Below are 18976 nucleotides of genomic sequence, written 5' to 3' on the forward strand. Positions count from 1 at the left end.
TTTATGGAGACGGCGTTTTCCTATTTGAAAGGAGGTATATATTTTGGCAAAAGACTACAAGGATACTCTCAAACTCCCTCAGACGTCTTTCCCTATGAGGGCCAATTTGGCGAAACGCGAGCCCGAATTTTTGAGGTTCTGGAAAGATATTGATGTTTACCACGAGATGTTAAAAAAACAGGAAGGGAAAGAGTCCTTCATTCTTCATGATGGACCCCCTTATGCCAATGGGAATATACATATAGGAACGGCTTTTAACAAAATATTAAAAGATTTTATTCCCAAATATAAGATGATGAAGGGATATTTTGCTCCCTATGTTCCTGGATGGGATACTCATGGTCTTCCTATAGAGCTTCACGTTCTTAGAACTCATGGCCTATCAAAGGATACTGTTGATCCTTTGGAATTGAGAAAAAAATGCGAAAAATATGCTCATGAGTTTCTGGATATTCAGCGGAATGATTTTATCCGCCTAGGAGCTCTTGGCGACTGGGAAAATCCTTATATCACTTTGAAGCCGGGGTACGAGGCAGCGCAACTAGGGGCTTTTGCAGACCTCGTAGAAAAAGGGTTGGTATACAAAGGACACAAGCCGGTATATTGGTGCATTGATTGTCAGACAGCTCTGGCAGCAGCTGAAATTGAATATTGGGATGAAACATCTCCTTCTGTCTTCATAGCCTACTCTTTGCCCGAGATTGGAAAGAAAATAGAGGTGCTACAGGACCGAGATGTTAATGTTGTAGTGTGGACAACAACACCTTGGACCCTTCCTGCTAGCATGGCTGTTGCTATCGGTCCTGGATATGACTATGTTTTTGTGGAAAGTGGCGATAAAGTATACTTATTAGCCCAAGAACTTCTTGAATCTGTGTCAAAAGAAACAGGTCTGGAGTTTGGTCGTGTTTTATACACGTGTAAAGGAAGAGAATTAGAGAATGAATTAGCAGTTCACCCCTTTTACGTTGAAAGGAAAACACCCATTGTGCTGGCTGATTATGTTCTTCTCGACACAGGCACCGGATGCGTACATACTGCACCTGGCCACGGAGTGGAAGACTATGAGACTGGGGTTCGGTACGGTATAGATATATACAACCCCGTAGATGAGAGTGGACACTTCTTTAAAGATACCCCTCTTGTTGGTGGTCTCTCTCTAGATGAAGGAGCTAAAAAAGTCCTCGGTGTCTTAACTGAAAATGGGAGGCTACTTGGACAGGGGAAGATAGTACACTCCTATCCGCATTGTTGGAGATGTAAGAAACCTGTTATCTTCCGATCCACTGAACAGTGGTTCATATCTGTAGCGGACTTTAGAGATGAAGCTCTTAAAATTATTGAAAACAACGTGAATTGGATCCCCGATTGGGGAAAAGACAGAATTTACAACATGGTACGAGACCGATCTGACTGGTGCATTAGCCGGCAGCGAGTCTGGGGCGTTCCTATCCCGGCGTTTTATTGTGATGATTGTGGCGAGCTTATTCTGAAACCGGAACTTATTCGTGTAATTCAGGACAAGGTGAGAACGGGAGGAACGAATATTTGGTGGGAACTTTCTGCCCAAGAGCTGTTAGGAGATCTCGCTGTCTGCCCTCATTGCGGAAGCCATAACCTCTCTAAAGATAAAAATATTATGGACGTATGGTTTGACTCTGGAGTCAGTCACTTTGCAGTGCTTGAGACTCGCCCCGAGTTGCGATGGCCTGCCGATCTCTACCTAGAGGGCAGTGATCAGCACCGTGGCTGGTTCCAAACCTCGTTGTTAACGTCTGTTGCTATTCGCGATAAGGCCCCCTATAAGAGTGTTTTGACCCATGGGTTCATCGTAGATGGGGAAGGCAAAAAAATGTCGAAATCTATAGGGAATATCATCCGGCCTCAGGAAGTTATCGATAAATACGGAGCTGATATTCTACGACTATGGGTCGCTTCTACCGACTATCGAAACGATATTCGGATCTCTCAGGGAATCATCAATAATTTGACAGAATCTTACAGACGTATCCGGAATACGGCTCGTTATCTACTTGGGAACTTAACAGACTTCGATCCTGCAAAAGATACCGTGGCTTATAATGACTTGCTGGAAATAGATAAGTGGGTGCTTTCTGTTCTTAACGGAGTGATCGATCGTTCCACGCAGGGATTTGAGAACTACGAATTTCATATTCCCACTTTTGTGATCCATCAGTTCTGCGTAAACGAGCTGAGTTCTTTCTTTTTAGACGTAAGTAAAGACCGGCTTTATGCAGATGCTACTGATTCTGTTTCTCGCCGTGGTTGTCAGACAGCTATGTGGCAAATACTTAATGTCATGACTCGCATGCTTGCCCCAATCCTCAGTTTCACTGCTGAAGAAATCTGGCAGGAGATGAGAAAAATTGATAGCACTTTGCCGAAGAGTGTTTTTCTCTCAGATTGGCCGGAAATCGATTCTACTCAAATAGATCCTTCTTTGGAAGAAAAGTGGCAGCAGGTTCTCGTTGTGAGAGGAGCCGTTAGTAGAGCTCTCGAAACAGCAAGAACGTCTGGTATTATTGGACATGCTCTCGAAGCAAGAGTAGAGGTACAGAAGAAAAAAGAATATACTGATGCGGCCTTTTCTTCAGAGGACTGGGCAATGTTTGCCATCGTTTCTGACTTTAAATGGGTTGAAACTGTTTCGTCTTGTGCCATAGTATGGGAAGATGAGGAGACAGGTCTAGTTATAGGTGTAGACAAAGCTTTAGGAGAAAAGTGCCCAAGGTGCTGGAAATTCTCGGAAAAGCATAATGAAAATGGTTTGTGCCCTCGTTGCACTGAAGTGGTAGGGGAATAAAAAAATACAAAACATGATAGAGTTACCTACCAGAGGCGGAGTTCATTCCGCCTCTGGTATTTTTACAGGAGCGATTCTTATGCAAGAAACAAACTATGAAAATGAGGATTTTCTGGAAGAAAACAACCATGAACAACTTATAGTTCTAAATCCCAGCGAAGCGAAACTAGAGATGCGCTTGGATGTTTTTCTTGCTTCAGAGTTAGGAATCACACGAAATTACGCACAAAAGCTTATATCTTCCGGAAACATTCGAATAACAGATTCCCAACGAAAAGTAAAACCCGCATTAAAGCTCTCTGGAGATATAGAGATCTCAGTCTGTTTGCCTCCCGTTGAAAAACTTGAAGTGGAGCCAGAACCTGTCTCTTTTGATACCATCTATGAAGATAAAGATATTTTAGTTATCAACAAACCTTCAGGTGTGGTAGTCCACCCAGCTCCAGGCAATTGGCACGGAACTTTAGTACACGGGCTTTTATATAAATATCCTGATATAGGAAAATTTGGAGATACAACTCGCCCAGGCATTGTTCATCGTCTCGATGAAGGCACTTCAGGACTTATTGTAGTTGCTAGAAATGAGAAAGCTCTCTTGAATCTTCAGCATCAATTCCATTCGAGAGAAGTTAAGAAGGTATATTTGGCCCTTGCTGTAGGGAAGCCTTCTTCTATTTCTGGTTTTATCAATGCGCCCATAGGGCGTAGCGTTCGTAATCGTACAAAAATGGCTATTATCTCAAACGGACGTCCTGCCATAACGGAATATAAGGTACTGTGGACCCATAAAGGCCTAAGTCTCATTCAATGTCACCTCCTCACAGGACGAACTCACCAAATTCGAGTTCACTTGAAAGCTATAGGCTGTCCTTTAGTGGGAGACACTTTATATGGAACGAAACAAAGCCTGAAACGTAAAGCAGAACGCATTTTCCTTCACGCATGGCAATTAGCCTTTGCCCATCCATCTTCGGGGGAAAAGCTTTTTTTTAGAGTCACTCTTCCTCAAGAATTACGCCTTTTTCTTCAAAAAACTCTTTCCAGTCCATTGGATTTGCCATAACAGTAAAAGGATGAGTATAGGTAACATGTGCTGGAGCCCCCCCTGGTATATGCCGCACATGTTTTCTCTCTGTATAATCTATTTGTACTTTTGATGTATGTCTAGCTTTGCTGAAATAAGCCGCTAGTGAGGCTGCCAAAAGGAGAAGAAAGGATCCTTCAAGGTCCTCTTTCGTTCCGGTAAAACCTTTTATAATCACATGAGAACCTGGAATTTCATGCACGTGTAGCCAAATATCTTCAGATCCAGCCTCTCTGAAGGTAACATGGCGATTCCCTTTCGCATTGAGCCCTACCAGTACCTGAGCATCTTCATATTCAATCCTTAAATGAGGGGGTTTAGGAGCTTCCTTTCTCCCCTTTTTAGCCTTTTTCTGAGTAGGGAGAACCCATCCTTGGATATCTCTACATACTGAATCAATGACTGTTGGAATTTCAAGGTCTGAGAGAACATCGATTTGTTCTTCTAAGTCCTCTATTTTATCTTTCAACTTCAAAATGTTCTTTTCTATTTCAAGAAGATTCCCTTTTGCTTTTTTATATTTTTTAAAAAACCATGCAGCATTATCAGAGGGGTTTTTATCAGGATCCAATGGTATTTCCAAAGAAATTTCCCCCTCTTCAGACCATCCGGAAAGGCGAACCATACCTGCTCTATACGGAATAGCCCTGATATTGGCTAGAATCAAATCTCCACAATTTTTATACCAATCAGCTTTTCCCGCCTCTCGTTTTTGCTTTTCCACACCTTGTAAATGACGTTTTAAAGAACGGGTTTCTTTTTTTAAGAGTTTCAACGTTCCCCTTTTAAGATTCTTGCTTTTCTCTTTTAGCAGAGGATAGAACATACACAACCTCCCCGCATGAAGAGCCTCTTGTGTTACTACGGGAGTAGCTCCTAGCAGCAAGAAAGGAAAGATGGTGAGGTATGAATTTAAATATTGCATAACGGAACTTTCTCTTGGCGCCACGTCATAAATAGAATTGAGAATCTGCATCCATTCAGAGGGTAATTTTATAGCCCAATGCTCACTAATATACTGTCGAAGTCCTTTTCCTAAGCCTTTTATCTCAGAAACAACCTCTGGTGTTATTGTCGAAGCAGAAAGTTCTGTTATGGTTCTCCCTTGAAGGGGAGGAGGAGAAACGTAAGAATACGAAGGGGCGATAGTTCTATAACGGTTAACGTCTGGATGTATATGTTTTGCGCAGTCAATAATAACGTTATTTTCATCAAGAAGAATCATATTGCTATTTCTTTCCATAAACTCTATAACTAATTTTTTCTGGACATGGAATCCTGCTCCTACAGTTCTGGAAAAGGAAAGCACCAGAACTCGATCGAAATCAAGTTGTTTCACATCTATAAGTTCGCAACGCAGGAGATGGCTCTTCAAAGCCTCAACAAAACGGGATTTTCCCGTAGAAAAACGGCCTAAAATACCTATATCTTCATTTGTAACCCATCCACATCCATAGTACCGAGGGTCCCACGTTACAAAAAAAGGAGTAGGAAGCTGTGAGAAACGCAATGTAACCCAATTTTCAGCCCCTTCTGCCTTGGTAATTCGTTGATTGATTGTTTTTTTAAGAAGTTCTCTACACCACGCATATACTAATTCTGGACCGTACGTCATAATTTCCCCTTCTTTTCTACGTTCTAGAAGGTTCATTTTAAGGAATAAGGGTATAATGAGCAAGAGGGGGCTTCTTTTGGTAGAGAGCACCTTGACAATATCTCTCCCCATCATTACAATAATCGCCGTTGGCCATATGGGGCTGTAGCGCAGGGGGAGCGCGCTTCCTTCGCACGGAAGAGGCCGGGGGTTCAAATCCCCCCAGCTCCACCATATAATAGGTATAGGATGTCGGGGCGTAGCGCAGTCTGGTTAGCGCACCTGCTTTGGGAGCAGGGGGTCGAAGGTTCGAATCCTTTCGCCCCGACCAAGAATAGATAATGGGTACTGAATATAGACAGTACCCATTTTTCATGTCTTTTAACCTTTTCCTGACTTTCCCCAAAAAGACTCGGGAAAACCCCTGGCAGGGGGTCAAAAACAAGCGGATTTTCCATGTCAAAACCTTGCATTGAAGAGGGGAATAATAGCATGGAATCTGCCACCATGCCACAGTGGTTAACATTAAGTCGGTTGCGCCTCAAACTTGGAGATTTACCCTACGGCGTTTCATAGCCTTACGAAGGGCTGAACAAGCCGCCCCTTATACAATTAAGGGATACGTCGAAAATGTTAGGCTTTTTTCAAAAGATACCCCAGAGCGCCGAGCGACGCTTGTCGTGATTGCCTGCTGAAACACCTTTCACAAAAAGGGATAGCCCCCGTAACCTACAACATCCGACTAAAAAACTAAAGCCCTTTAAAGATATTAACTTTTAGCCCCTTCTAGCCTTTCCGGTAATCCTTTCAAGAGTAATGCCTATAACTTTTGTTTTGTCGGAAGCTCGTTTTATATATTCTCTCCCTTCAGAGATATGCTCCGGTGAATATTTCGCGATGAGGGCGTTCAATGCCCATTCTTTTTCTTCGCCGAGTATTTCTTTAGCCCTTCCGAAAGCTATGACACTCTCGTAGTTCGTAGCGAACTTTTCCGGCACTACTTCAACTTTACCAATCACACAAATTGACACTTTGTCGTTGTGGGCGACATTTTCAAGTTTGTGCCCTTCCATAGCGCAGTGAAAATATATGGTGTTGTTTATGAAAACATAATGGAGAGGAACCCCATAACTATATCCGTCCTGCGAAAGGGTAGAAAACACCATATAGTTTCCCAATTCAAGCAGTGCCAGAGCCTCTTTATTAGAAAGTTCCCGGTCTTTACGTCTCATTTCTTTAAACATACGGTTACATCCCCCCTTTTGGTTAGCTTCTTCAGGACAGAGGCCCCTTCCCTGAAGAAGTAATATCCGCCCTTCATGCGATGTTTAATTTGTAGAATATTATTGGCAACATTATCTTCTTAAAGTGGCATTGTCAAGATTAACGAGGAGATAGGATATAATTTTAAAAAATCCTTCTGGAGGCATTCAGACATGAATATTAATAAGTTTCGTAAAACGACAAATGAGATCGTGGAAGAATTGCCAAGAGAGCTTTTTAAGCAGCTTAACGGAGGAATTATTGTTCTTGACGAGAAAAAAGAAGAGGCTGAAAGTCTGATAATGGGGGAATATGTGGAGGATCCCTTTATGGGGAAGACCATCCTTCTTTATTACGGATCTTTTGTCGACATATTAGAGGGCGCTTCTTTAGAAGAATGGGGAAAGGAAATAGAGGATACTATTATTCATGAACTTCGTCATCATATAGAATCCCTAGCAGGAGTTGATTACCTTTCAGAAGAAGAGAGACAAACTTTTTAAAAAACTTTTTTGATAGCATGCCTTGATAGAGCCACATTCCTTGTTTTTTAGCCCATATCTGGATATAGAGAGTAAGAGGGTTAACCGCTATATTAAATTTATAGAAACAATAGACAAAGAGGAGAGTGTGCAACATGGAAAAGAACGGTGTTATGGGTAAAGTAGTTACCCTCGCTATTTTAGGAACTATTCTCTTATCGGGCATTGCTACAGCAGCGCAACCAGAACTCAATGCGTATACCATATGGTCTGAGCGATATGCTCAAGCAATATTCAGTGCTTTTACAAAAGATACAGGCATTAAAGTGAATTGGATGAGATTTTCTTCTGGAGAAGTGCAAGCCAGGCTGGAAGCAGAGCAGAAAAATCCTCAGGTCGATGTTGTTTTTGGGAATATGGCTGAAGCTTTCGTCAATGGCATTCCTAAGGGGCTATTTGAGCCTTATAAGCCACAAGGGGCCGAACGTATTCCAGACACATTTAAAGATACTGATGGATATTGGACTGGTGTTGCAATAGATCCTATCTGCTTTATGTTCAATACCAAATTTTTAAAAGATCACAATGTGGAAGCCCCCACATCTTGGCAAGATCTACTCCGCCCAGAATACAAGAGCCAGCTTCAGATGGCTGATGCCAGAACATCTGGAACTGCTATGTATCGTATTCTTAGTATTATCGAAGCTATGGGCGAAGATGAAGCTTATATATACCAGAAGAAACTCAACGACAACGTTCAAATCTATACTAAAAGCGGTGCCGGTGGTGCATTGCCTATAGCAAGAGGACAGGCTGCAGGTGGCATCTTCTTCCTTGTAGATGCCCTTGAAATGCAACAGAAAGGCTACGATGTGACTATTAGCTATCCCAAGGAAGGTGTTGTAGCTGGGATAGAGGCTATGGCTCTTGTAAAGGGAGCTAAAAGTCCAGACCTTGCAAAAAAATTTCTGGATTGGGCCTCCACAGAACGGATGCAGAGAATTTATGAGGGAAGCCAAATCAATCTGATTCCCAGCAATCCCGATGTGAAAATTTCTAATCCAGGGCTGGATATGTCGAAGGTTAACGTGCTCCCCCTAGATATTAAGTGGGCTGGAGATAACCGCGATCGCCTCGTTGAGCGCTGGATAAATGAGGTCCTTCGATAAATCTACAAGACTTGATCCCGCACTCGTACCACTTTGGGTAGGGCTATGGGGGTTTTTAGGGCTCTTCGTACTCTACCCATTAGTGCGGTTGATCTATATAGTCTTTACCACTGATGGCGGAGCAAGCTTAATAAACCTGATAAAGGTACTTACGAGCTGGTACAATCGTAAAGCCTTTTTTAATAGCCTCGCACTAGCTGCGGCTGTGGCCACTACAGGAACCTTTATAGGATTTCTCTTTGCTTTCGCAGTAACGAGGATACCCTTGCCCCGACCTGTCAAGTGGTTTTTGGGAGCTGTTGTTGTGCTTCCTTTTGTTTCACCACCTTTTACGAGCAGCATTGCTCTTACTATGGTGTTAGGGCCTAACGGTTTGTTATTGAAATTACTTCACGCACCAGATTTTAATATATACGGCTTTTGGGGAACGTGGATAGCTGAAACTCTCACATATTTCCCCGTAGCATTTTTGACTCTTACCGCAGTGCTCAAAGCCATTGACCCTAACTTAGAAGATGCTGCCATGAGCATGGGCAATACTCCATGGGGGACTTTCCGAACTGTAACATTACCACTGAGCATACCAGGGCTTGCTAATGCTTTCCTGCTCTTATTTGGAAGCTCTCTGGCAGATTTTGCCACACCGCTAGTAATGGCAGATCATACCTTTCCAGTACTAACTACTCAAGCCTACTTGCAGATTACGGGCATGTACGATATCCAGGGTGGAGCCACCATTTCTTTTATACTGTTGGTCCCCGCTCTTCTAGTATATTTGCTGCAACACTACTGGGTGGAGCAACGTAGTTATATAACAATTACAGGTAAAGCTGGAGCCCCTTCTGTTGTCAAGGGAGGAGGATTTTTTGCAGAGACACTTATGTTGATAATTATTTCAGCTATAACGTTATTTATAATATTCCTCTATTCCATTATCTTTTTAGGATCTTTAATGAAAGTGTGGGGGGTAGATAATAGCTTTACCCTAGAAAACTATGTCTATGTTTTCACGGTAGGGTGGAAAGCTGTAAAAGATACAGTTCTTATAGCTGTTATATCGACCTTTATAGGTAGTGCCATAGGAGTAACTACCGGCTACTTGATAAATCGTAAAGATCTTCCTTGGAGAAAAACATTAGAGTTTACGTCCCTCCTAAACTACGTCTTGCCCGGAACAGTTATAGGTATTGCTTATGCCGTAGCCTTTAACTCGGGCCCCATAGTGCTCACCGGTACCATGTCTATTATTGTTGCTCTTTGTGTTTCTCGTTATGATGCTACGGGAATAAGAGCTACAATAGCATCGTTGCAGCAAATAGATCCTTCTATAGAGGAGGCTTCTTTAAGCCTTGGAGCTTCTCGATTTACAACTTTTTTCAGGGTAACACTGCCATTGATTATGCCCGCAGTTATCACAGGTATGCGCTACCTTTTTGTGGTTTCCATGACAGCTGTCAGTGCCACAATATTTTTAGTATCGGTGCGTTGGAGCTTGCTGACCATCCGTATTCTTGAGTGTATTACTGAACTTCTCTTCGCTCAGGCAGCAGCCTTTTCAGTAGTTCTAGTACTTATTGTTTTTATCGCTATAGGGGCTATAGCAGTTTTGTTTCATATCATCTACCCAAATTATTACCGTCAGTTGAGGAGGCCGTAAGAAATGTCTCTCTCCATTTCTCTCCACAATTTATCAAAAATTTTTCACAGAGGAAAAGAAGCTTTTAAAGCAGTAGATAACGTTAATCTTCATGTCAAATCTGGAGAACTTGTTACGTTATTAGGCCCCTCTGGTTGTGGAAAAACAACGATCTTGCGAATGATAGCTGGTTTTGAGAGACCTACTGAAGGGCGCGTTTTGATCGATGGGGAAGATATCACCGAAATGGCAGTGAACAAACGAAAGATTGGGTTCGTTTTCCAAAATTACGCTCTTTTCCCCCATATGAATATTTTCGATAATGTGGCTTATGGATTGAAAATTCGGGGTGTTTCTCAAGAAGAGAGGAAAAAGCTTGTAGCTCAAGTCCTTCATATGGTAGGACTTGAAGAAGTTGAAAATCGTTTCCCTAACCAACTTTCAGGTGGAGAACAGCAACGCGTAGCCTTGGCTCGAGTTTTTGTTACTAATCCTAACGTTTTGTTAATGGATGAACCCCTATCCAACCTCGATGCGAAACTACGAATATATATGCGCGCTGAAATTCGTCAGTTGCAAAAGAAACTGGGTATCACGTGTATCTACGTTACTCACGATCAAAAGGAAGCCCTCTCTATAGCTGATAGAATTGTAGTCCTCAATAAGGGGAAAGTGGAACAAGTTGCCACTCCTTTTGAACTCTATGCAAACCCTGCAACTCTTTTTGTTGCTGACTTTATCGGACAGGCCAACATATTTAAGGGGCAGGTCAAGGCTTTTCGAGATAAAGAAATGGATATTTTTATTTACGGGCATGTAATGGCTATTCGTAACAATGAAAAAAAACGCTTTAAAGAAGGGGAAGAAGTGGCTCTTGTAGTTCGGCCCGAGTCTGTTCGTTTAGGCCCTCCTGAGGGTTCTATATTAAAAGGACGAGTGCTGAGCAGGGTCTTTGTTGGAGATAAAATGGAATATGCTATAGAAATAGAACCAGGCAACCTCATTCATGCTTTTGAACCTTATTCCAGAGACATCCCCATATTCTCTGAAGGAGACAGTGTCGGGCTTCGTATAAATCCTCTGGATGTCATGACTTTGCCAGTATAAGAAACTATTAACACAAAACATAAATACAGGAAGTGGCTCTTTTATGCCATCCTCCTGCATTTATGTTTACTTACAGGACGTATTAATTGGAAACTTCAATAGGTTTAGGCCTAGAAAACAAAAATAAAACTAATGTGAGTATCACACTAACTATAGAGACTAAAGGTTGTCGATAAAGGGCTGCGAGAGCAGAAACAACAAAAGCGGCTCTATGCCATAAAGGTAGAGGTCCACGAGCATAACCTGTCAAAGCAAATCCTATTCCAGTAAGTGCCCCTACGCCACTAAGTACAGACATAAGGTTCTCCATCAAAGAACCCTGAAGGATAAGGCCTGAATCGTAACAAAAGGCAAAAGGTACAATAAAAGCCAGGATACCTAATCTACAGGCTGTAAAACCTGTCTTATTAGGTGACGAATCTGCGATGGATGCAGCAGCATAAGCAGCAAGAGCCACTGGTGGAGTTATGTTGGATACAATAGCGTAGTAGAATACGAATAGATGTGCTGCTAAGGGCAGAAAGCCCATTTTCACAAGGGCCGGTACACCTAACGCTGCTCCAAGAATATATGCGCTAGTAGTAGGCAACCCCATGCCAAGAATTAGAGAAACCAAGGCGATAAGGATCAATGCTAGGAAAGAATTTCCACGAGCAATTCCAATAACAGCACCGACAAACTTAAACCCAATGCCCGATAAAGCCACGGAACCAACTACTAACCCTGCAGAGGCACATGCTGTACAAATAATAGGGATATTTTTGGCTCCATCGTGAATAGCCTCTATAACTTGTTTAGGCCCCATGCGTTTGGCGGGGTCGAGAAGAGACATACCCCATGCCAAAACAATACCCGAAATAGCCCCATACATTGGGGTATATCCCGCTAGAAGCATATAAACTAAGAGAACAATTGGTGACATCATGTAGAGTTTTTTGAGTACAGCTTTTTTAGAGGGAAGATCTTTTGCAGGAAGTCCCTTAAGCCCATCTCTCACGGCAGCGAGGTGAACCATTAAGAGTACTGCTCCATAATAGAATAAAGAGGGGAGGATAGCAGCAACCATGATTTTGTTGAACGGGACACCTAAAAGGGCAGCCATAACAAATGCCCCTGCACCCATAATTGGGGGCATAAGCTGTCCTCCAGAGCTGGCAACAGCTTCCACAGCAGCCGCAAAATGGGGTTTATAGCCAATACGTTTCATCAAAGGAATTGTAAAAGAACCTGTAGCATAGACATTAGCCACAGCAGAGCCAGAAATGGATCCAAAGAGAGCAGAGCTAACCACAGCTATTTTCGCGGGACCTCCAGCTGCTGTTCCCGTAAAGGCTTGTGCAAACTCCATAAAATATTCGCCGACACCACTCTTTTCAAGGAACCCACCAAAAATGAGAAAGATCATAACGAAAGTTGCTGATACTCCCAAAGATGACGAGAAAATTCCCTCATCTGTGAGAAACATCCCTTCTATGATCCTATCAAATTCTGTAGGGACACCACGAAGTGCTGTAGGGAGAAAACTAGCGTCACATACGTAGGTATAGACTGTAAAAATCACTGCTACAATCACAAGAGGCAGCCCTACAATACGGCGCGTTGCTTCCAATAACAATATGATCAGTAACGTACCAAGAACTAATTGGACAGCAGTGAGATCGTCAACACCCTGCATGCGCATCATGATTTGTTCATAGTTCATTACAATATACAAACCCGGAATAGCTGATGCTACAGCTAATATCCAATCGTACCAAGGGACTTTTGTTTCAGGAAGCTGGCCTTTTTTTAAAGATTTGAAGGGATAGATCACGAAAGCCATAGGCAACACCCAAGTGAGGTGAATTGCCCGTTGGAGGTAGGCCTCAAAAGATCCAAAAACAGCTGTGTAGAGATGAAAAAATCCCATAGCTAGAATGTAGACATATAGAACCTTTGCCACAATGCCATCAAGTTTTCTCATTAAAAAACAACCTCCTCTCCAACAAAACATGAACGATAAAGGCGGGCTTGAAGCCCGCCTTTAGTTGTCAAGAATGTGCAACATCCCCTAATTTTATTTCGCAGCGACCTCTGCCCAATATTTCGTAGCTCCGGAATGACTTTTAATAGGAGCTGCAGGAATTGCTGTCGCAGGATTTAACTCCTTCATATCTACAACAGCCTTAGATAGAGTTTCTTGGTTTTCATACATCGTTTTGCAGAGATCATAAACAATTTTTTCATCCAAGTCGTTACGTACCACGATACAGGTGTAGTCTCCTACCACCTTAATAGGCGTATCGGTAACTGACTTATAGATACCAGGATCTACCGTAAATGTTACAGTACCGTAGACTGATCCCACCTTATCGAGAGTTTCTTGTTCCATTCCCAATATAACGATATCGGTCTGGCTCTCAATTTGCATAACAATAGAAGCAATTTTGCCCACTGAGAAGGCAAATACATCTAGATGATTATCGGCAATGAGATCTGCTCCACCAGAGTAAGAAGCATACTCTACAGAGCCACCCCATTCTTTAAGAGCTTCGCGGTAGTCAAGCCCAAAGCCAGACTTAAAAATGCCATTGACGATGAACTCAGATCCTGTACCAGTCTTCAACGTAGCAAAACGAGTTGGGATTTTCCGAGCTACCAGATCATCCAAGGATTTTATGTTATGTTTTTCTACAAAATCTTTGCGAGCAATGAAATAGGTATATTGAGTGTATAGGTTTGCTAAGATCGTCGCATTGTCAACGGGAGTTTCGAAAGGAGCACCAGCGCCTTTCTGGGCTACGGCAACCATGGACGTATTAGAGAAACCCAGATCGCCTTTGCCCTTATCAGCATTGATAATATTGGCAACAGCACCACCTGTGATACTCGTCGTAGGGATTGTGTCATGGGACCAGAGATCAGCTAGGGCACCACCTAGAGCAAACCAGTTGCCTCCCGGAGGTCCCGCCATAAAACGAAGCTGAGACGGAGAATCAGCAGCAGCCATTGAAGCCGTAAGCATACAGAATAAGGCAAGGCAGAAAACGATGAACTTTTTCAATTAAGACCCTCCCTTTTAGATTTGAAGAAAGTAACAATAAATCCCAATTGTTTTACTTCCTCCTGTATTTAATGAGGAATATATCTTTCTTCAGAGGTATTGTCAATTCAATTGTTTGTACTTTTTAGAGCCCCTTTAACTGCTATTGCCAAAAAAAAGGGAGGGACCTACCAGCCACCACCACCACCACCGCCGCCACCGCCACCGGCGAAACCGCCGCCACCCCTTCCGCTAGAAGAGCCCGGCACTACAGAAGACGAGGCGATGGAATTAGCCACAGATGATGTGATATCAGATATTCCTTCTCCGGTATAAAAAATAGAAGCGTCTTTCCCCACATACCATGTGGAATGATATTCTTTTTTCCGAAGTAACTCATTAAATCGATTTGCCCATGTTTCTGCTCCATCGAGGGCAAAAGCGTAGGGAAGCAGGCGCTCAAAAACTTCCGGTGTTTCCTCCGGAGGATTGAACATTTCTAGTCGGTGCCGCTCTGCTGTATTTATGTACATGGCAAGTCCCTCAGCTACACCAAGGATATCATTGCCTCTCTCTGTCCGAACTGTTATTAACTTTCGAAAAACAAGAGCTATAGCCGCAATGGCTAGAGGAAGTAAAAGCATAGATTTTTTCGCACTACTCAGTGTAAACAAGAAACTCCCCGCAAGGCTAGAAAAAAATAATGAAAGCATGATAATAGTAATAATTTGGGGTATAAATCGCCTTTTTCTATGAAATCCTCTCCAAGCAGATAAAATAACAGAACCAATGACCATAAGTGCTCCTGTCCCTCCCATTAAGAAAGCTGCAAGTTGAATTTGTCCACCCCATCTGAGAAGTAGAAAGAAAGAGAGGGGAATAAAAAAACCTCCGGCCCACAGGAGAGTATTCTTTGAGAAAAGCGGCTTTGCAGACTGTCTGTAATATTGCTCCAACCTCTCGCGAGCTTCTTCTAAAATTTTATAATTACTTTGCCGAAGCAATAATTCCTCCCTCCCGTTACCAAAGAGGCTAGAGAGAAGAATTTTTTCTTCTGAGGAAAAATTTTCAAAAAGAGCTCGTTCCTTTACAAGTCTTAATGAATATCGTCTTCCAGCCAATTTAGAAGAAAGAGCTACGATTCCCTTGAGAACACCGTTCTCTCCTACTTGTCTCAAACGTTCCATTGCTTCCTCTAAAGTTAATTCCTCTATGACAATAAAGCCTTTTACAGCAAGATTAAGAATTTCGGCTGTGAAACAAACATTATCCATTCCCATTTGCTTTACATATCTTAAAAATCCTGGGCCTAACTCCTCGGGAGGATAGAAGAGGGGGATTACCGGTTTCCGAAGGGGGTCTTTTCCCCATCGTCGCCACACTATCACATAATAAGTTAAGAGGAGAAGAGGTGTGACTAAAAAAAACCAGATGCCGAATTTATCGAAGAAAGTATATCGAAGGGGCTGCTTTGGAGGGAATACTACGCCTTTAGCCCATGAGTAAGCCACCGTGAGACCTTCATTTGGCAAAAGACGCCTTGTTGTTTCTACTGATCCGTCAGGAAGAAGCCTAGCATCTTTTCCTCTCTCGCCTTGGAAGCCAGTATAAATATCTACCGATAGAAAAGAGACCTTTTCGGGAAGGGTAACAGAAAAAATTACCTTTTCTATGGGAAATGCCCAATCGTTGCCCGTAACATTCCAGTAAAGTTCATCGTACTCTCCCCAAAAACCAATTTGACCTGTTGTTACATAAGAAAGAGAATAGGTTTGCGTCCCTAAAGGTGCAAGCTTATCAGGATCACCCAAATAGATGCGAACTCCATTGGAACGAGGTTCAGTTCTATAAGGAACCTCGTTACCATTAAGTAGCGCCTCTTTCACCCAAAAATCTACGCGCACAGTTCGCCCTGACGCTCCCTTATAGATAGTAGGAAAATCGCGAAATATCCCCCGCCGAATACTTTTGCCTTCCACAGCTACTGTAATATTTTCTCTCACTTCAAGAGAGGAATCAGATTTTACTGCGGCAGCAGAAGAAAACAAAAGAATCTTTTCTTCTGCTCTCACTGGAAATGCCAGAAAGACAAACAAAAAGAAAGAAAGGACAGCTTTATAAAGCCCTTTTACAAAAAGCCCTCTCTTCATACTGAGAATATCAAAATGATACTTGGGGTGTTGTTCGTGTCTCTTCTGCTGCTTCAAAGTAATCAGCTTTCCCGTAGCCAAAGTTTCGTGCTATGAGCACTGCAGGAAATGTAGAGATAGCAATATTGTAGTCTCGAGCTGCACCATTATAGTATCTACGAGACATTTGGATATCATTCTCCAGAGAAGAAAGTTGTTCTTGTAGTTGAAGGAAATTTGTATTTGCTTTCAAGGTGGGATAATTTTCTGCCACCGCAAAAAGAGATTTGAGCGCTCCAGAAAGCATATTTTCTGATTCCGCTCGTTCCCTAACTGTATAGGCTCTAGTTATAGACGCTCGTGCTTCTGTGACCCGCTCAAAAACTTCTTGTTCATGAGTAGCGTATCCTTTTACCGTTTCCACAAGATTGGGAATAAGATCAAAGCGTCGTTTAAGCTGCACATCAATACCGCTCCAAGCTTCATTTTTCAGATTGTCCAGACGAACAAGTCTATTATAAATAGAAATGGCCCCAAGAACTATGAGGACTATAAAGGCAAGAATTACAAGCAACACTACCATAAATATTCCCCCTTCGCTTAAAAAATCAAAAAACTTTTTATTTATTTTACCTCAAATAGGGGGGAGTTGCATTTTGTTCAATTGACAGTTGAATTTATAACATAATGATTCGAGATCCGTCTTTAGAAGTTTAGCAAGGTAGACAGAAACGATAAGGGCATGGTAAAATTTCATTATGTCGAATAATACAAAATATCCGGAGAACTCTATTCTCATAGTAGGGAACTCCCAAACGACTAGTTTAAATCCGATTAATCAACAATTTGGTGCGTTTTTATCTCTTTCATCTTGTTGAAGGATACAGAAGAGATTCTTGATTGTGGTGTTTCTATGACCCTTAAAGTGACGGAAAGTTTTGTCCAGGGTATTTTTTTAGGACGTCGTTTGGTTCAAGATGAAGAGATTATTGTTTCTGATGTGCAGGCACGATATTTTGGATCTTCTCAAAAAGCCATTATTGTAGCATACCGAGACGCAATAAAGAAGTATAAAGAGGTCACTGCTCCACGAAAAACATAATAAAGATAGAGCTGCTTTGTCCTTAACGTTCGTTTGAGTTTGGCTCACGGATATCAGGGGATAAAATCCAGCGGTTACTGGCGTGTAAGTGCCGGCAACTGTTGGATTTTTTTGTTGAAGTTTCAACTCCAAAAGCAGTCTCAATATTTCGTTATAAGGAGGGGTTTATAGTGATCACCAATGGTTTCACATATTTTGCGTTCTTGGTTTGTTTTGCTGGAATTGTCTCAGCTTTAGAAATGAAATTTAAGGACTCCACGTTTTTCAAGTATGTGCCACCTCCTGTTATTCTTTACCTTTCATGTATGATTTTTGCTACAGTCGGGCTATGGGAAAATAATGACAGCATTAAGGCTACTTATCGAGTAGTAAGGGGCAATCTTATCCCTGCGATGATTTTCGTTATGTTGCTGCGATGTGATATAAGAAAGATCCTCAAACTAGGCCCTCGGATGCTCATCGGTTTTTTCTCTGCAACTATCACCATTATGGTCGGGTTCGTGGTGATGTTTCTCCTTATGAAAAATGGATTCCCTCCAGAATCGTGGAAAACATGGGGAGCTTTGGCTGGAAGTTGGATAGGAGGGACAGCCAATATGGTGGCCATTCAGGGGGCCCTGGGCATCAGCGACTCTGCTATGGGATATACACTTCTCGTAGATAATGTAAACTATTCTATCTGGGTTATTCTTCTCCTTGCTACTGTTCCCTATGCAAAAATCTTCAACAAATGGACGAAAACTGATACTTCCCTCATTGATTCTGTAGGCACAATGCTTTCTGAAATCAAAGAAAATACTCGCACGAAAATGGAAACAGCAGACTTAGCCCTATTAGTAGGTTCCGGCCTTTTTGTTTCTGCCATATCAAGTCATGTTGCTTCAGTTATATCGCCTATGCTTATTAACATTTTTGGGAAGAGCGATTTCCTGTCGGTAAGTACGGTTACTATCATCGTAGCAACTTTCCTCGGCATCTTATGTGCCATGACACCCATGAACAGCATCCCTGGTTCATCTCCTGTATCTCTAACCATGCTCTACATTATTATTTGCCTTATCGCTTCCCGAGCCTCTTTTAAAGAACTCACTGATGCCCCTTACTACTTAGCAGCCGGTTTTGTTATTCTAGGAATCCATGCATTGCTTATGGCTATCATAGCTAAAATTATCAAGCTTGATCTTTTTACGTGTGCTGTAGCAAGTTTAGCCAATATTGGAGCAGTTGCAGCAGCTCCCATTATTGCAGCGGCATACAAGGAAACTTTAGTTCCCATAGGAGTCCTTATGGCTCTTATGGGATATGTTGTGGGCACGTGGGGAGGTCTTTTTGTGGCTAAAATACTTTCTCTCATCGCAGGAGTTTAGAGCGGGAATTTAGACGGCCTTGTAACTGCAACGTATTATCTTAATTCTACCTCAATCATTATTATTCATGTCAGTTGTAGATTCGCCTAACATCTCAACATAAGATGGGGTCTAGAGAATTCTACAGCGACGGCCTACACCTTATTTCTTTAAAAAACAGGCCCAAAAAAAGGTTGCAGGAATGCCGGTCATATGGT

The 18976-nt window shown here is 42.3% G+C and carries 14 protein-coding genes and 2 tRNA genes; 10 read left to right on the forward strand and 6 right to left on the reverse strand.

Annotation, left to right across the window (positions count from 1 at the left end):
• Positions 1 to 43: 43 nt before the first annotated feature.
• Together ileS and B3L97_RS00220 are read left to right on the forward strand one after the other, a co-directional pair.
• Positions 44 to 2824, forward strand: coding sequence for an isoleucine--tRNA ligase (ileS, locus tag B3L97_RS00215; protein ID WP_286932980.1), 2781 nt, complete (start codon positions 44 to 46; stop codon positions 2822 to 2824).
• Positions 2825 to 2903: 79 nt separating this feature from the next.
• Positions 2904 to 3887, forward strand: coding sequence for an RluA family pseudouridine synthase (locus B3L97_RS00220; protein WP_286932982.1), 984 nt, complete (start codon positions 2904 to 2906; stop codon positions 3885 to 3887).
• Here B3L97_RS00220 and B3L97_RS00225 read toward each other — a convergent pair.
• Positions 3820 to 5523: an Rqc2 family fibronectin-binding protein gene (locus tag B3L97_RS00225; RefSeq protein WP_286932983.1), complete on the reverse strand. Its 1704-nt coding sequence runs from the start codon at positions 5521 to 5523 to the stop codon at positions 3820 to 3822. The two genes, B3L97_RS00220 and B3L97_RS00225, sit on opposite strands and share 68 nt — an antisense overlap.
• 138 nt (positions 5524 to 5661) lie before the next feature.
• Between B3L97_RS00225 and B3L97_RS00230 the strand changes: the two genes are divergently transcribed.
• Both B3L97_RS00230 and B3L97_RS00235 read left to right on the forward strand, forming a co-directional pair.
• Positions 5662 to 5736: transfer RNA gene (locus tag B3L97_RS00230), tRNA-Ala, on the forward strand.
• A gap of 19 nt (positions 5737 to 5755) precedes the next feature.
• A tRNA-Pro gene (locus tag B3L97_RS00235) sits at positions 5756 to 5833 on the forward strand.
• 445 nt (positions 5834 to 6278) lie between these two features.
• Here the strand turns inward: B3L97_RS00235 and B3L97_RS00240 are convergent.
• On the reverse strand, positions 6279 to 6746 hold the full coding sequence (locus tag B3L97_RS00240; protein ID WP_286932985.1) for a pyridoxamine 5'-phosphate oxidase family protein: 468 nt from the start codon (positions 6744 to 6746) through the stop codon (positions 6279 to 6281).
• A gap of 192 nt (positions 6747 to 6938) precedes the next feature.
• Between B3L97_RS00240 and B3L97_RS00245 the strand changes: the two genes are divergently transcribed.
• From B3L97_RS00245 to B3L97_RS00260, 4 genes are all read left to right on the forward strand, one after another.
• Positions 6939 to 7268 (forward strand): metallopeptidase family protein, encoded by a 330-nt coding sequence (locus tag B3L97_RS00245; RefSeq protein WP_286847587.1) that lies wholly within the window; start codon positions 6939 to 6941, stop codon positions 7266 to 7268.
• 134 nt (positions 7269 to 7402) lie between these two features.
• Positions 7403 to 8416 carry an ABC transporter substrate-binding protein gene (locus B3L97_RS00250; protein WP_286847586.1) on the forward strand — a complete coding sequence of 338 codons (1014 nt, stop codon included), beginning with the start codon at positions 7403 to 7405 and terminating at the stop codon, positions 8414 to 8416.
• Positions 8400 to 10073: an ABC transporter permease gene (locus B3L97_RS00255; protein WP_286847585.1), complete on the forward strand. Its 1674-nt coding sequence runs from the start codon at positions 8400 to 8402 to the stop codon at positions 10071 to 10073. Before B3L97_RS00250 ends, B3L97_RS00255 begins: the two co-directional genes overlap by 17 nt.
• 3 nt (positions 10074 to 10076) lie before the next feature.
• Complete coding sequence (locus B3L97_RS00260; protein ID WP_286932987.1) at positions 10077 to 11159, forward strand: ABC transporter ATP-binding protein; 1083 nt, start codon at positions 10077 to 10079, stop codon at positions 11157 to 11159.
• An 82-nt stretch (positions 11160 to 11241) separates the two neighbouring features.
• Here the strand turns inward: B3L97_RS00260 and B3L97_RS00265 are convergent, their stop codons facing one another.
• The 4 genes from B3L97_RS00265 to B3L97_RS00280 form a co-directional block, all read right to left on the reverse strand.
• On the reverse strand, positions 11242 to 13122 hold the full coding sequence (locus B3L97_RS00265) for a TRAP transporter permease (protein ID WP_286932988.1): 1881 nt from the start codon (positions 13120 to 13122) through the stop codon (positions 11242 to 11244).
• 93 nt (positions 13123 to 13215) lie between these two features.
• The gene (locus B3L97_RS00270; RefSeq protein WP_286932991.1) at positions 13216 to 14202 is read right to left on the reverse strand and encodes a TAXI family TRAP transporter solute-binding subunit; all 987 of its coding nucleotides are present in this window, start codon (positions 14200 to 14202) and stop codon (positions 13216 to 13218) included.
• Between the two features lie 167 nt (positions 14203 to 14369).
• The gene (locus B3L97_RS00275; protein WP_286932993.1) at positions 14370 to 16388 is read right to left on the reverse strand and encodes a DUF2207 domain-containing protein; all 2019 of its coding nucleotides are present in this window, start codon (positions 16386 to 16388) and stop codon (positions 14370 to 14372) included.
• Entirely contained in the window at positions 16342 to 16893 is a 552-nt protein-coding gene (locus B3L97_RS00280) for a LemA family protein (RefSeq protein WP_286847581.1), read from the reverse strand. The genes B3L97_RS00275 and B3L97_RS00280 overlap by 47 nt, the downstream gene beginning before the upstream one ends.
• A 330-nt stretch (positions 16894 to 17223) precedes the next feature.
• Here B3L97_RS00280 and B3L97_RS00285 point away from each other — a divergent pair, with 330 nt between their 5' ends.
• Both B3L97_RS00285 and B3L97_RS00290 read left to right on the forward strand, forming a co-directional pair.
• Positions 17224 to 17412 carry a DUF3870 domain-containing protein gene (locus B3L97_RS00285; RefSeq protein ID WP_286932996.1) on the forward strand — a complete coding sequence of 63 codons (189 nt, stop codon included), beginning with the start codon at positions 17224 to 17226 and terminating at the stop codon, positions 17410 to 17412.
• Between the two features lie 170 nt (positions 17413 to 17582).
• Complete coding sequence (locus B3L97_RS00290) at positions 17583 to 18779, forward strand: DUF819 domain-containing protein (RefSeq protein ID WP_286847580.1); 1197 nt, start codon at positions 17583 to 17585, stop codon at positions 18777 to 18779.
• Positions 18780 to 18976: the final 197 nt, after the last annotated feature.

Source organism: Aminobacterium sp. UBA4834 (assembly GCF_002400205.1).
In the GTDB taxonomy this organism is placed as follows: Bacteria; Synergistota; Synergistia; order Synergistales; family Aminobacteriaceae; genus Aminobacterium; species Aminobacterium mobile.